Origin of the sequence: Saccharospirillum impatiens DSM 12546, from assembly GCF_000423605.1 — a bacterium.
Lineage (GTDB): Bacteria > Pseudomonadota > Gammaproteobacteria > Pseudomonadales > Natronospirillaceae > Saccharospirillum > Saccharospirillum impatiens.
In genome coordinates, this window is sequence record NZ_AUIH01000063.1 from 1 (window position 1) to 14,968 (window position 14,968).

Annotated in this window: 14 protein-coding genes; 12 read left to right on the top strand and 2 right to left on the bottom strand. The window is 54.9% G+C overall.

Annotated features, from left to right (window positions below; all coding sequences use genetic code 11):
• Positions 1-212: 212 nt before the first annotated feature.
• Positions 213-773, bottom strand: a complete 561-nt coding sequence (locus G565_RS24910; protein ID WP_051208257.1) for a TAXI family TRAP transporter solute-binding subunit — start codon at positions 771-773, stop codon at positions 213-215.
• Between the two features lie 441 nt (positions 774-1,214).
• Here G565_RS24910 and gtdA (G565_RS0118615) point away from each other — a divergent pair, with 441 nt between their 5' ends.
• The 12 genes from gtdA (G565_RS0118615) to G565_RS24925 all read left to right on the top strand — a co-directional run bounded on the left by gtdA (G565_RS0118615) (position 1,215) and on the right by G565_RS24925 (position 14,488).
• Positions 1,215-2,258: a gentisate 1,2-dioxygenase gene (gene gtdA / locus G565_RS0118615; RefSeq protein ID WP_028672205.1), complete on the top strand. Its 1,044-nt coding sequence runs from the start codon at positions 1,215-1,217 to the stop codon at positions 2,256-2,258.
• Between the two features lie 27 nt (positions 2,259-2,285).
• Positions 2,286-3,140, top strand: coding sequence for a fumarylacetoacetate hydrolase family protein (locus G565_RS0118620; RefSeq protein WP_028672206.1), 855 nt, complete (start codon positions 2,286-2,288; stop codon positions 3,138-3,140).
• 10 nt (positions 3,141-3,150) lie between these two features.
• Positions 3,151-4,590: an aldehyde dehydrogenase family protein gene (locus G565_RS0118625; protein ID WP_037340275.1), complete on the top strand. Its 1,440-nt coding sequence runs from the start codon at positions 3,151-3,153 to the stop codon at positions 4,588-4,590.
• Positions 4,591-4,701: 111 nt separating this feature from the next.
• Entirely contained in the window at positions 4,702-5,904 is a 1,203-nt protein-coding gene (locus G565_RS0118630) for an FAD-dependent monooxygenase (protein ID WP_028672208.1), read from the top strand.
• A 90-nt stretch (positions 5,905-5,994) separates the two neighbouring features.
• Positions 5,995-6,936, top strand: a complete 942-nt coding sequence (locus tag G565_RS24915; RefSeq protein WP_169579679.1) for a LysR substrate-binding domain-containing protein — start codon at positions 5,995-5,997, stop codon at positions 6,934-6,936.
• Positions 6,937-7,179: 243 nt separating this feature from the next.
• The gene (gtdA, locus tag G565_RS0118640; RefSeq protein WP_028672209.1) at positions 7,180-8,226 is read left to right on the top strand and encodes a gentisate 1,2-dioxygenase; all 1,047 of its coding nucleotides are present in this window, start codon (positions 7,180-7,182) and stop codon (positions 8,224-8,226) included.
• A gap of 131 nt (positions 8,227-8,357) precedes the next feature.
• On the top strand, positions 8,358-9,065 hold the full coding sequence (locus tag G565_RS0118645) for a fumarylacetoacetate hydrolase family protein (RefSeq protein ID WP_028672210.1): 708 nt from the start codon (positions 8,358-8,360) through the stop codon (positions 9,063-9,065).
• Positions 9,062-9,709, top strand: a complete 648-nt coding sequence (gene maiA / locus G565_RS0118650) for a maleylacetoacetate isomerase (RefSeq protein ID WP_028672211.1) — start codon at positions 9,062-9,064, stop codon at positions 9,707-9,709. Before G565_RS0118645 ends, maiA begins: the two co-directional genes overlap by 4 nt.
• A 96-nt stretch (positions 9,710-9,805) precedes the next feature.
• Positions 9,806-10,270, top strand: a complete 465-nt coding sequence (locus G565_RS0118655) for a MarR family winged helix-turn-helix transcriptional regulator (protein WP_028672212.1) — start codon at positions 9,806-9,808, stop codon at positions 10,268-10,270.
• A gap of 213 nt (positions 10,271-10,483) precedes the next feature.
• A complete protein-coding gene (gene pcaQ / locus G565_RS24920; RefSeq protein WP_037340278.1) occupies positions 10,484-11,413 on the top strand; it encodes a pca operon transcription factor PcaQ in 930 nt (309 codons plus the stop codon).
• Between the two features lie 183 nt (positions 11,414-11,596).
• The gene (locus G565_RS0118665) at positions 11,597-12,550 is read left to right on the top strand and encodes a TAXI family TRAP transporter solute-binding subunit (protein ID WP_051208261.1); all 954 of its coding nucleotides are present in this window, start codon (positions 11,597-11,599) and stop codon (positions 12,548-12,550) included.
• A gap of 3 nt (positions 12,551-12,553) precedes the next feature.
• Positions 12,554-14,488: a TRAP transporter permease gene (locus G565_RS24925; RefSeq protein WP_211227222.1), complete on the top strand. Its 1,935-nt coding sequence runs from the start codon at positions 12,554-12,556 to the stop codon at positions 14,486-14,488.
• Between the two features lie 336 nt (positions 14,489-14,824).
• Here G565_RS24925 and G565_RS26505 read toward each other — a convergent pair whose 3' ends face one another.
• Positions 14,825-14,965 carry a transposase gene (locus G565_RS26505; protein ID WP_084649445.1) on the bottom strand — a complete coding sequence of 47 codons (141 nt, stop codon included), beginning with the start codon at positions 14,963-14,965 and terminating at the stop codon, positions 14,825-14,827.
• Between the last annotated feature and the right edge of the window lie 3 nt (positions 14,966-14,968).

Genomic DNA, 14,968 nt, shown 5'->3' on the forward strand with positions numbered 1-14,968 from the left:
GTTATGGAAAGGCGAAGACGGCTTCATGTCTTTTGTCTGGGCGTCGGCCATCAGCTATAACCTGACGCGTCTGGTTAGGTTGAACAGCAGCTAGCGCTGCGACTGACTCGATCACCGCCAGATACAAGGGTCAGAAAGGTGCTGGCACAGAGGCGGCTACGCCGAATTTGTCGTACTGATTGGATTTTGATTGGTTATGGCAGGAAAAAAAGCTAAACGCGGGGGTTACCACCAAGCGGATCCGACGACCAATGGAGGACGTTGGCATCTTTCTGAAAAATCGCCCTTTCTGGACGGGCACTAGCTAGCAAAGATTCCATTACGACACTGATGGAGCCCATCGCAGAGAAGCCAAAGGTCACTCGTTTGCCTTCAAGGTCTGCCAATGTGTAGATGTCGCTGTCTTCCCGAACAAACATCGCCGTGCGCAACGGGTACATGGAGGCTGCCACACGAAGGTTTGGCTGTGCACGACCGGCAAAAGTGCCTTCGCCATGGTAGGCCTCATAAACCTCGAGGACGTTGGCGATGCCGAAGTCGTAGTCACCACTGTTGATCAGTGGCAGCAGAGTGGTTTCGCCGGAGTTTGGTTGGACCCGGGCCTGCATATCCATCTCTTCGTTCATGACTTTGGCAAGTGCAGAACCGGTGGAATAACTGATGGTGCCTTGCGACATGGTACCTACACCAACGGTTTCGGCCTGGGCAGTGCCCAATAGTCCGACGCTGGCGATCAGGCCCGCGGCGACGGCGGAGAAGCGATTTTTTATCATTGTGTATACCTCTGGTGGATCGGCTGTAACTCGACGAATGGCGTGCTGAAGGCATTTATTGGTGTTGTAGCCACAGCAGTGCGTAACTCCAATGACTGCGCCCTATATGGCACAGGTCAGGGTACTGAGAAGCGAGTATAGAAAGCCCGCTGGTTTATTAAATTGAATTTTAGGCGCATATGATTAACCGGAAGTTAACTTGGGCTGATAGCCAAGTGCTGCCCGGACTAGGCCGCCTTGTTAACAAAAAGTTAATTATCCCGTCTTATTTTTCAATTTAATTGAGCAAACGTGAGGCCTAGACTCGTTTAATTATCGAGCAATACGGTTACTGGCGAGCGTCCATGTCAGCTTGTAAAGTTGAACTGGGGTCAAATTCCGCCCTCTCATTGCATTGACTCAAGCCTGTATAACAAGATCGACAGAAGAGGCTATAAAACCATGGCTTACGAATCGGCCAGTCCCGAACGACGTGCTTATTACGATAAGTTAGCACCTTTGCATACCGCACCGCTGTGGGAAGTTCTGGGAACCATTGTCCCCCGGGAGCCCACATCCAAGTCCAAAGCTCACCTGTGGCGCTACGGTGCGTTGCGACCGCTTTTGTTGGAAGCGGGAGAATTGTTGACCGCCAGAGAGGCTGAGCGTCGTGTTTTGGTGCTGGAAAATCCGGCTTATGCTGGCCAGTCGCGATCGACCTCAACCCTTTATGCCGGGTTGCAGCTGATACTGCCCGGTGAAACCGCACCGGCACATCGCCATACGCCATCAGCCCTTCGCTTCATGATTGAAGGTGAACAGGGTTTTACCGAAGTAGGCGGAGAGCGCACCACCATGCGTGAAGGCGATTTTGTAATTACCCCGCCCTGGGCCTGGCACGACCATGGCAATGAGGGTGATGAGCCTGTTATCTGGATGGACGGTCTGGACATTCCAATACTGCAGTATTTTGAGTCGGTTTTTTCAGACCCTTACGAGGAAGAACAGCACCCCCTGAGCCGCCCCGAAGGCGATTCGATGGCACGTTATGGTCAGGGGTTGTTGCCGATGGATGCCACCAGTCCGTATGGCATGACCTCTCCTATTTTTAATTACCCTTACGACCGGACCCGGGAAGCGCTGGTCAAAAGCGCCCAGGGAGCAGTGCCGGATCCGCATCTGGCGACGACATTGCGTTACAGCAATCCGATTGACGGTGGTTGGGCCATGCCGGCCATGGCGACATGGATGACCCACCTGAAACGCGGCCAGTCGACGTTGCCGATGCGCTCTACCGACAGCCAGGTCATGCATGTGGTTGAGGGCAGCGGGTCAGTGACGATCGGGGATCAGACCTTCAATTTCGGCCCGAAAGATGTGGTTGCCTTGCCGGGCTGGCAGCGACGCAGTCTGGTGGCCAGCGACGATTGCTTTGTGTTTTTCTTTTCCGATCGTGCGGTTCACGAAAAACTCGGGTTTTACCGCGAACAACGCTTTTCGGCTTAGTGCCCGGCGTTTATCAAGGAAATTACTATGCGTATATGCCGCTTTAATGACAACCAGCTGGGGCTGGTTATCGGTGACGAGATTGCCGATGTGACCCCGGTACTGGAACAACTTCCCGCTTTTCGCTGGCCTCTGCCACACCATGATGTGCTGATTGCCGCACTGACCGAGTTGCGCCCGGCCCTGATGGCTGCGGCTGAAAAGGCACCGCGCTTAAAAGTCGCTGACGTCCGTTTGCTTAGCCCGGTGGCCAACCCCGGGAAACTGATTGCTGCGCCGGTTAACTACATGGCGCATGTCGAGGAATCGCAGCAGGATGCTGGCATAAACTTTGGCTCGGACGTCACCTTTATTGACCGCTACGCGCTCTTTCTGAAAGCTACGAGTTCGCTGGTGGGCGCTGGTGAGGGTGTTGAAATCCACCACGATGACGGACGCCGCACCGATCACGAAGTCGAGCTTGCGCTGGTTATTGGTAAGACAGCACGCAAGGTGTCTGAAGCCGAAGCACTCGACTATGTGGCCGGTTACACCATCGGTCTGGATATCACCATTCGCGGCACGGAAGATCGCAGCTTTCGCAAATCGCTCGATACCTTCAGCGTGCTCGGCCCCTGGTTGGTTACCGCTGACGAATTGGGGTCACCGGATGCCTTGGGGCTGACTATTCAGGTCAATGGAGAGCCGCGCCAGAATGCCAATACCCGGGATCTGATCTGGGGTGTGGCCAAGCTGATCTCCGTTGCCTCCCATGCCTATACCCTGCATCCAGGAGACGTGATTTTTACCGGAACGCCGGAAGGGGTCGCGCCGATACAGCGTGGTGATGTCATGCGCGCCGAGATCGAGAACATTGGCACCATGGACGTTCAGGTCAGATAGAGGGTACAGCATGATGCAGGCAAATCACTGGATAAACGGTCGCTGGCTCGATAACGGCGATGAACGTGGACACACATTGAACCCAGCCGACAACACGCCGGTTGGCTATTACGCGCTTGGCAGTAAGGCGCTGACGGATCAGGCGATTGACGTTGCCCGTTCGGTGTTTGAAGCAGGCCAGTGGTCAACCAAACCACGCGTGCGGGCGCAGGTACTGCTCGACTACGCAGACCGTTTGACCGAGCGTCAGAACGAACTGGCCGACATTATCGTTCAGGAGTCGGGCAAGTTGCAAAGCGAGGCGCGCGGTGAGGTGCTCGGTTGCATCAGCGAGTGCCGATATTATGCAGGGCTGGCCCGTACCATTATGGGCCGAAGCACCGAACTCGACACCGGGCAATGGGTCAGTTTTACCCGTGAAGCCGCGGGTGTGGTCGCCATCATTGTGCCCTGGAATGCCCCGGCGACACTGCTGATTCGCAGTTTGGCGCCGGCACTGGCTGCCGGTTGCACGGTGGTGGTCAAGCCCGCGCCGCAAACCGCCAACGTCAACCGGATAATGATGGAGTGCCTGGCCGCCGTGACGGGCTTACCCGCCGGTGTGGTCAACTCGGTCAACGAGAACGGCATTGAAGTCGGGCAGCGGCTGAGCGTGCATCCGGACGTGGATGTTATTTCCTTCACCGGTGCCAGTAGCACGGGGTCGGCCATCATGGCGTCTGCCGCCGGCACGCTGAAGCGATTGTCGCTGGAGCTTGGGGGGAAAGCGCCAACATTGGTGGCCAGTGATGCCAATCTGGATATCGCCATCCCGCAGATTGCACGTCACGCGACCATTATCGCCGGTCAGATGTGCACCGCAATAACCCGTGTCATTGTCGATCCTTCCCGTTTTGAAGAGACCGCCGAGAAGCTCAGAGACGCACTGGCGGAAGTCAGAACCGGGCGCGGTGACGACCGGCAATCGACCATGGGCGCCCTGATCGATGCTCGCAGCCGTGACCGTTTGCTAGGCAGTCTGGATATTGCCCGGCGTGATGGTGAAATTTGGTTGCAGGGGCAGACTTTCGAGTCGGGCCCACTGGCGAAAGGCAATTTCCTGACCCCGACGCTGATGCAGATTCAGGATGTTAAGCATGAGTTGATTCAGGAAGAGCTGTTTGGCCCGGTACTGAACATCGAATGCGCGGACGATGAAGCCGACATGCTGGCCCGTGCCAATGCCACCCGTTATGGCCTGGCTGCGAGTGTCTGGACCGAAAGTGTCCGTCGGGCGCAGCACTGGACGCGTGGCATTCGCTCCGGCTCGGTTTGGGTGAATGCTCACAATCGGCTCGCCGCCGAAACCGAGACCGGTGGCTTCAGGCATTCGGGACTGGGCCGTCTGCATGGCATGCAAGGGCTGGATGATTTTCTGGAAACCAAGACCGTTTACTTCGCCGAGGACTGAGGTCCTTGCCATCAGGCTTTCCGCTTGCCGGGTAATGCTATGCGCAAGCAGTCGATTGCCCCGGACAACACTTTGAAGGTAGCGCCAGCGTGCGTTACAGGAGAAAACGTTATGACAGCCATTCATTCTGATGGGATTAAGACCGTCCTGATTGCCGGGGGCGGCATTGGCGGTCTGACGGCCGCCGCCTGCCTGCTGCAGGCCGGGGTTGATGTTCAGGTATTTGAACAGGCCGCAACGCTGGGTGAAGTGGGTGCCGGCATTCAGGTCAGCGCCAATGCCAGTCGGGTGTATCGTGAGATCGGTGTGCTCGATCAGCTGAAGGAGCTTGGGTTTCAACCGGACCAATACCGCTTTCGGGTGTTCGATGAAGGTGATGTCTTGCAGAATATCCCGCTGGGTGACACCTACGTTGAACGTCACGGCGTACCCTACATTTCCGTGCATCGGGCCGACCTGCACCGGGTGCTGGTCGATCGGGTAAGTGAGTTGAAAGCCGATGCGATTACCTTGAATGCGGCCGTCTCTGAGTTCACCGAAGACGATAGCGGTGTCACCGTGCATTTTGTGGATGGACGTTCCGCCCGCGGTGATGTGCTCATTGGTGCCGACGGCATCAAGTCGGTCATTCGTCAGCAAGTGCTGGGCGATACACCCATCAATTACACCGGTGATGCCTCCTGGCGCGTTATTGTACCGATGGACAGTCTGCCGGAAGAATATCGCCAGACCAGCGTCGACATCTGGGTTGGGCCCGGCAAGCACGCGGTCACTTATCCCATGCGAGAAGGGACATTGCTGAACCTGGTTGGCTGTGTTGAGCAGCACGACTGGGACGACGAATCGTGGGTGACCAAACGTCCCTGGGAGGAGTTAAAAGCGGATTTTGTTGGCTGGCATCCCGCCATCACCGCCATCATTGAGGCGGCTGACCGTGACGAATGTTACCGCTGGGCAATGAACAACCGTTTGCCGGTTGATAACTGGAGCTCTAAGCGCGTTACCTTGCTGGGGGATGCGGCACATCCAACGTTGCCCTACATGGCGCAGGGTGCCGCCATGGCGGTAGAAGATGCTGCTGTGCTGGCCCGTGCGCTGGTTCAGGAGACCAACCCGACCGAGGCGCTGCAACTGTATCAGCGCAACAGGCTGGAGCGGACGGCCAAAATCGTCAACGAGTCATCCGATAATCGGAATCTGTTCCATCTGGACTCAGTTGGAGCGTTGCGTGAGGCGTTTGCTAAGCGGGATATGAATGCCGAGCGCACCGCTTGGTTGTTCTCCTATGATCCAACCCGTGTGCCATTGGTCTGACTGTTGTCGGAGTTACCCTGCGCATCAGGGTTCTTGCAGAGCGGGCTTCATGGCACTATCGCCGGACCCCTTTTCTTGTGAGCGTTGCCCGTGGATAGACGACTGAAATTCCGGCACATTCAGTGTTTTTTGGAAGCGGCCCGATCGCATCACCTGACGGAGGTGGCCCGGTCGCTGAACGTAACGCAGGCAGCGGTCTCGAAAACACTGACCGAGCTTGAAACGATCATGGGCATGCAATTGATTGTGCGTGACCGGTCTGGGTTATCGCTGACGCCTCGAGGTGAGGTGTTTTATCACTACTCGGCCGCTGGCATGGAGTCGTTCGAAAAAGGCTATGAAGGGCTGGTTGGGCTCAGTGGTGCCCCCAGTATTGAATTGCATATCGGTGTATTACCGACGGTGGCAGCGCGGTTTATGCCACAAGCGATGAATGCTTTTTTTGCTCAGGCCACCCAGCCCGTGAATTTTTCGTTGCAAACCGGGTATAACCGCCACCTGTTCGACTTGCTTCACGGCGGCAAGATTGATCTGGCTATTGCCCGTATCGGTGTACCGGAAATGATGCATGAGCTGGACTTCATTCATCTTTACGCCGAGCCTATGGTACTTGTAGCTCGGGCCGATCACCCGATTGCGGCGTTGCCCGCTGCCAGCCGAATGCGGGCCGTCAAGGACTACCCTTTTTTATTGGCGCCCAAGGATACCCGGATCCGGCCGATCATTGAGCAGTCGTTCGCGACGTTGAATATCCCACTGCCCAATACGTTGATCGAGACCGTCTCAAATACCTTTGGCCGATCCTACCTGCCGAAGTCTGACGCCTTGTGGATGATCTCTTATGGAGTGGTGGGGGATCTGATCGAGTCGGGGGTGCTGGCCCTGGTCGCGGAACCCCTCGACAGTACGCGGGAGCCGGTCGGCCTGGTTAGGCGAATGGATCAGGAAATGCCGATTGCCATGCGGCAACTGATGTCTATTTTACTGGCACAGACTCGCGATTTGCGACCGTTGACGGATAGTCCCGGCTGATTGACTGTACGCAGCGTTCCGGTAACCGCCAACTAGTGTGAGAAAACCACACAAACAAGGCTGTAAGGATCGAGAGCCATTTTTATGTGGGCTTTACCGGCCAGCGACACCAGGCCCCAATAGATAGTCACTATAATGATGATCACAATAGTGATTAAATAGTAAGGGCGAAAAGAGGCTCTGCTGACCGGAGCATTTCACCGGATAGCGGTACATCGTCAAACACTCGGGGAGGAGCTCACTATGTCTCTAACTGAAAAGCCAGCCACATCGCCTGAACGGGATGCTTACTACAAAAAACTGGATGAGCGCAGCATGTCGGCACTGTGGAATGTGCTCAGTGACATCATCACACCGACGCCACGCAGTGGCTGCCAGCCGTTCAAATGGGATTACGACGAGGCCCGTGAGCTGCTGATGGAATCCGGTGGCCTGATCACAGCCAAAGAAGCAGAGCGCCGCGTACTCATTCTCGAAAACCCGGGGTTGCGTGGTCAGAGCCGCATTACTACCTCGCTGTATGCCGGGTTACAGCTGGTTTTGCCGGGTGAAGTGGCCCCGGCACACCGGCACAGCCAATCGGCACTTCGCTTTGTGGTGGATGGTGATGGTGCTTACACCAATGTGGCGGGTGAGCGCACCTTGATGCACGAAGGCGATTTTGTCATTACACCGCCCTGGGCCTGGCACGACCACGGCAATGAATCGGATCGGCCAATGGTCTGGCTCGACGGGCTCGACATCCCCATGGCTTCCTTCTTCGATGCGTCCTTTGCCGAAGGCTATGGCGCCGAGTCTCAGCCGGAGTCGATTCCCCGGGGTGACAGCCTGGCCCGTTACGGCAGTAATCTGATGCCTTTTGGTTATGAACAGCAGGGGCTGGCATCCCCCATTTTCAACTACCCCTACGACCGCACGCGTGAAGCACTGGAACAGATGCGGCTTCGCAATGAGTGGGACCCCTGCCATGGCTTGAAGATGCGGTATGTGAACCCGCTGAACGGCGATGACGCCATGCCGACAATCTCCACGGCGATGCAACTGTTGCCCAAAGGTCTGGTCACCGACGTATACCGGGCAACTGACGCAACGGTATTCAGTGTGGTGGAAGGTCATGGCCGAACCACCGTCGGCGATACTGTGATCGAATGGAAACCCAAGGATCTGTTTGTTGTTCCAAGCTGGGCACCGGTAGTGCATCAGGCGCATGACGACGCGGTGTTGTTTGGTTTTTCAGACCGAGGCGTGCAGCAAAAACTGGGGTTCTGGCGTGAACATCGGGGCGGTTAAGCAGGCATTGGCTGCGGCCCGGGTCGGTTACCGATCGCAATGCCCGAATTTTTTTACTTCAGTTTTCTAAACAGAAAAACTCAAAAACACAACTGATCAAATACCAACATTCACGACAAGAGGATCTGATAATGACTGCTTTTATTTTTGAACCCATGCCAACTCCAAGCGTTGAAATTACTGGTGAATCAACCCGTTTCCCAGTACGCCGTATTTTTTGCGTCGGCCGAAATTACGAAGCGCATGCTCGCGAGATGGGTCGTGATCCCAGTCGTGAATTTCCGTTCTTTTTCACCAAACCTGCAGATGCGATAGTGCCCGACGGTGGTGATGTACCTTACCCGCCAGAGACAGAGAATTTCCATTATGAAATGGAGCTGGTGGTGGCAATTGGCAAAGCCGGTTTTCAGATAAAAACCGAAGACGCGCACGAGTACATTTATGGTTATGCGATTGGCAATGACCTGACTCGTCGTGACCTGCAACTGGAAGCCCGCGAAAAAGGCCGCCCTTGGGATTGGGGGAAAGCGTTTGATGATTCTGCCGTGATTGGCCCCATTCAGAAAGCCAGCGACATCGGCCACCCGACCACAGGCCGGATCTGGATTGCGGTGAACGGCGACGTAAAACAGGACCAGGACATCGCTGACCTGATCTGGGATGTCGAGGAAATCGTCTCCATTCTGTCTCACACCATGCGCATTCAACCGGGCGATCTGATCTACACGGGCACCCCCGCAGGCGTGGGTGCGATGTCGGTCGGCGATACTATTACCGGTGGTATTGAAGGCGTCGGCGAACATCGCATTCAAATCGTGGCTCCGCGGGAGGGCGTATGACACCGGTACTGCACAACTTTTTCCGCAGTTCGGCATCCATTCGGGTGCGGGCTGCGCTGAATTTGAAAGGCGTGAGTTACGATCAGGTCTCGTATGTGCTGCGCGACAATGAACATCGCTCGGAAGCGTTCCTGGCATTGAACCCGCAGGGGCTGGTGCCAGCCTTGCAGTTGGATCCGCAAACCGTGATTGCCCAGTCACTGGCGATCATCGACTACCTCGATGAAGTCTACCCCGAGCCGGCTTTTTTGCCCAAAGCACCGCTGGACCGTGCCTGGGTGCGGTCACTGGCCTACAGTGTCGCGTGCGATGTACACCCGATCAACAATTTGCGGGTGTTGGGCTATCTGGGCAGTGAGCTCGGGGCGGATGAGGCGAAGGTAAAAGCCTGGTTTCAGCACTGGGTAGCCGAGGCCTTTGGTCCGCTGGAGTCCATGCTGGCCAAAGACGCCCGACGCGGCCGGTTCTGCTGCGGTGATACCCCGGGTCACGCTGATTTATCGCTCTTTGCCCAGGTGACCAATAACCGCCGTTTTGATGTCGACATGTCGCCGTACCCAACGATTCAGGCCATTTACAAGGCCTGTATGGAGCTGCCAGCTTTTGTGGATGCCTTACCGGACAATCACCCGCACGCGAAATGAACCAAGCTGGCTGAACGCCCGGCACTGCCTGGCAGCCTTGACGCTGCCAGGCGCTTTCTATACAAGAACGGCACATCCTATCGGTTCAATATGCTTATGACACGCACTCCACTGGCGGATGCCAATGCCATGCCCGGCAACCTGTTGCGCAGATGTCACCAGATCAGCGTGGCGCTGTTTTTAAAGCATTGTGACGCTGTGGGCCTGACCCAGCTGCAATACGCGGCCCTGGTCGCGCTGGAAGAAAAAGGCCCTCTGGATCAGATCACCCTGGGCGGATATACCGCCATGGATCGCAACACGATTGCGCTAATCGTGCGCAAGTTGGAAGAGCGTGGCAGCGTCACCCGAGTGCGCAACTCTCAGGATCGCCGTGCAGTCATCGTGACCCTGACTGAGGCCGGAGCAGCCTTGAGAGCTGAGGCTGAGTCGGCAGTGCGTCGGGTACAGGAAGACATCATCGCACCCTTGTCGGACCCGGAACGCGAACAACTGGGCTTACTGCTCAGTAAAATCGCGCAGGCTCACAATGATCAAAGTCGCGTACGGTTGCAGACATGAATCTATATTGACGGCTGAATGAGGGCTTGAACCTGACAGTACGTCAGGATAAGGATGTTGTTGAGCTCTGTAATCGCGTTGTTTTTTGTATCTGACAAGACAGTAAGCCTTGCTGTGAGCTGGAATCAGTGTTCCATATCCCGGTTGTTATAGACTAGAATGCTTTATTCTAATAGCTATTTTAGTTAATTAACCTAATAAAAAGGCATTTTAATGCATGAAAGAATCAAGCAACGTCACCTTCATTGCTTTCAGGAGATCGTTCGTCAAGGGAGCCTGGTGAAAGCAGCGACTGAACTGGCCATAACACAGTCGGCGACATCAAAAACGTTAAGTGAGTTGGAAGAAATCGTTGGAGAGCGCTTGCTTGATCGGAATCGAGGAGGCATCGCCCTGACGCCAGCCGGTGAAATTTTCCATCGCTATACAAGTGCTAGTCTAACCGCAGTGCGCCAGGGCCTCGAGTTGATAGCCCAGCAGCGACAGGACGCCCGTCGAGCGGTGCTGGTAGGAGCCTTGCCTAACGCAGCTGCCGATATTCTCCCGCCTGCAATCGTTGGTTTTAAAGCGGACCATCCCGAGGTTCCGATCGTAGTCCGCACTGGCACTAATCGCCAGCTTTTACAGGCATTGCGAGTAGCGGAAGTGGATTTCGTGGTTGGCCGTTTGGCACAGCCGGGTGAGATGATGGGTTTGCAGTTTGAGCACCTGTATTTCGAAAAACTGTGCTGGGTAGCGCGTAACGATCATCCATTGTTCTCGGAAACGGACTTCCACCCCAAGCAAATGGTCGGTTATACACAGATTCTTCCGCCATCAGATACCGTGATTAGGCCAGAGATCGACAGTTTTCTGATAAGCCGCGGTTTTTCGAATTTAAAGGATACTATTGAGACACTGTCACCTGAAGTTGGGCGTCATTGTACGGCAATCAGTGATGCACTCTGGATAGTCCCCTATGGGGTGATTAAGCAAGACCTTGCGAGTGGAGCCCTGCGCGAGCTGCCAGTTGATCTGTCTTCGACGCGCGGGCCAGTCGGTATATCAACTCGCACAGAAGCTGGCCTGACAATCCTGAGTAGAGACCTTCTTGAGCGCACTCGAGCTATCGCCCAGACCGTCTACCATGACCAGTTAGATTAAGAAAACGACAAGTAAGCGCTGTTTTTATCACTTTAAGTGAGCGTAACCTTCGGCGAATCTAGATCTAACGCGGCAAAATGATCCGATTCAAAAATAATAGCGGGCTGTTTTGTCTCTTTGCGCTTTCGGGTCCGTCATCTGACGATTCGGCTCGGAGCTCATATCCGACCTGGAGTTAAGGCAATGAAAAAAGTATTCAAAACAATGACAGTTATGACAGCTTTGCTGAGCGGTGTTTCCATGACGTCCGCTGAATCCATGGGAATTGGTGCCTCACCTCAGGGTACCATTGTCTATTCCGGCAGCAGTGCTGTTGCCCGGGCTGTAGCTGAGACCACTGACCTGGATATGCGTGTTCAACCCTTTGGGGGGTCCACTCAGTATGTACCCCTGGTCAATAGCGGTGAATTGGACTTCGGGCTCGCCAACGTTCTTGAGGTAAATCTGGCGATGGAAGGTGACGAGATATTCGGGGGTCGGACAAGCGAGGATCTTCGGCTAGTCGGTACTCTCTTTCCACTGCAGGTCGGCTATTTTGTGCGCGAAGATTCCGACTATCAATCCATCGCTGATTTGGCAGGTGCAACGCTTGGAGAGGGCTATACCAGTCAGGCAATTATGCGGCCGGTTTCAAGGGCCATGCTTGCCACTGGCGGTGTTCAAGACAATGATTACGATGGCTCCCTGGTTCCTAACCTGCCCCGTGCAGCGGACGATTTCGCCCAAGGACGCCTGGACGCGTTCTTTTTCGGTGTTGGTGCTGGCAAAGTGAGCGAAGTAGATGCTAGCGTTGGCGGGTTGCGGCTGCTGCCTATGGGCGATGATGTCGAGTCTATGCAGGAAATTTTCCCACAGGCCTATGGCGCAACAGTTGAACCGGGTGGCGGCCGAGCAGGTGTGAATGAAACGATGACTGCAATGACCTATGACTACCTGATTTTTGCCCACAAAGATGTTGCAGATGACATCGCCTACAAGGTGGCTAAAGCCATACATCAGAATAAAGAAATCCTGGCTAACACATTTGGCGTGTTTAACCGTTTCGATCCGGCCCAGATGGGTAAAAGTCAGGGCGAGCTCCCATACCACCCAGGCGCTATTGAATACTTCCGCGAAGCCGGCATCTGGCAGGAGTAAGGTATGACCGCCCGACATAGCGACACTTTGGTGATGACCGAAAACCACTGGACGGCGCTGGTCGTCCGTGGATTGGCCATTGCTCTTACGCTGACCTCCATCGTCTGGGCTGCCGATCTGCCAAGAACGCTGGGAGCCAGTCTCTACACCGAGCAATTCATTGTCGCTATCCTCGGGCTAACCCTCGGGTTGGCTTATTTCAAGATTGCCAGCGACCAGCGAGGCCACTCTTTCTGGGTCAGTCTTATCGCTGGTGTTCTTTCGTTAGGCATTGCCGGCTACTTCGCTTTCTACTATGCCGACCTTGTGACGGTCATGGCATTTACTCCGGTTCACCTGGTTGTACTTGGCGGGCTCATAGTATTGCTAACGATTGAAGCTCTCCGGCGCCTGGTGGGATGGCCGCTGACTATCGTTGTTTCAAGCTTTCTACTGTACAGTTTTTTTGGTGAATACATTCCCGGTATGTTGAGCAGCCGACCAATCTCTTTCGAACGGCTATGGGTATATTTAAGCCTTGACCCAAATGCCATGCTCGGCATGCCGTTGATTGTCGCCAGTACTATAATCATACCGTTCATCTTCATGGGGCAATTGCTCAAAGCGTCAGGTGGATCAAGTTTTTTCACTGACGTGTCTCTTGCCCTGATGGGCCGTTACCGGGGCGGTCCGGCCAAGGTTTCCATTACGGCTTCTAGTCTGTTTGGGTCTATTTCTGGCAGTGCCGTATCTAACGTCGCAACGACCGGCATTATGACCATTCCAATGATGACCAAAGCCGGCTACACGCCTCGCGTCGCAGGTGCTATTGAGGCGCTTGCCTCCAGCGGGGGTCAACTGATGCCCCCGGTCATGGGGGCCGCCGCTTTTTTGATGGCGGAGTTTCTCCAAGTGCCTTATGGCGACGTTATCGTCGCTGCCCTGGTACCCTCACTGCTGTTTTACATCGCGCTGTTCATTCAGGCTCATTTGGAAGCGGCGCGGAGGGGTATAGCCCCGGTTGAGGCCTCCTTGATTCCACCCTTACTGACGGTTTTGGCAAAGGGCTGGCACTTCATATTGCCTTTTGCGGTGCTTATCATTGCTTTGTTCCGTTTCAATCTTAGCCCTGAAGCTGCTGTTCTGGCAGCCTTGGTACCCCTGATCATCTCAGGATTCGTTCTTGGATATGATGACCACCGTTTGGATATTAGTACCTTTATGAAGGCAGTCTCGGCGACAGGTACCAGTGTGGTCGACATTATCACAATCTGTGCCGGAGCCGGGCTCGTAATTGGCGTGCTAAACATTACGGGTCTGGGCTTTGGTCTTACTCTTGCGCTTGTCGAAGTTGGCGATGGTAACCCTGTGATATTGCTGGGGGCAGCGGCACTTATCAGTCTTATTCTGGGCATGGGTATGCCCACCGTAGGCGTTTACGTTTTATTGGCCACTCTTGTAGCTCCTGCTCTGGTTGAAGTGGGCATCCAACCCATGGCGGCGCACCTGTTTGTACTATACTTTGGTATGCTGTCGATGATCACGCCCCCCGTCGCATTAGCCGCGTTTACCGCCGCCAGTATCTCCCGAAGTGAACCTATGCGTACAGGCTTGACAGCGATGCGTCTGGGTTGGATCGCCTATCTTATCCCGTTTTTGTTTGTTGCCGATCCTGCGTTTATTCTGGACGGTACGACTGGTGATATCGCTCTAACATTAACCACTGCTGTTGCGGGGGTTTGGCTGGCATCAATGGGCGTAATCGGGTACGTCAACCAGTCGATTCTCTGGCGCTGGCGGGTGCTATTTATGCTGTCCGGGTTTGGCTTGCTATTACCATCCCCTATTTTTCCTGGCGCCGAATGGAGTGACCTGGCTGGCGGGCTGCTTGGTCTAGTATTGATAGCTTGGTTTTACCTGCGCTTGCGTTTGCTGCCACGCTTGGGCTCTTCAGGTTAGCCGTCCGTTGATGCGTGTTGACTGGCATTGCCATTGGGTCTCACCGGCTCTGGTCTCGCACCTGAGGAGGCGAGACACATCACCGCTTCTGGTTGAGGGCGGTCAAGGACTAACCCGCCTGTTTATGCCGCGAGGCCAATTGGTTTTTGGTCCGGATTATCACGACGCTAGCCCGGATATTTCACCAAACAGCCTAAAGTAGCACTGCATAGAATTTGTTGAATGTTTTCGAGCAGCTCCACAGCTACAGGTCGATTTTGACCCGGATTCCCGATTTTCAGGCACACTTCCCCTTACCCCGTTGTTTAAAGTGTGCCGGGTCAGCACTGGTTATGGCTATGTCGAGTTCAGGTTGTTCAGTGCGGTTTCAAACAGTCCTTGATATGGGTAATGACTGGGCAGCAGGAAGCGAATTCGGCGCGTATTGTGTATGACGATGGCCGCCACCTTACACAGCTTTAGCCGGATCGTGTTCACTTG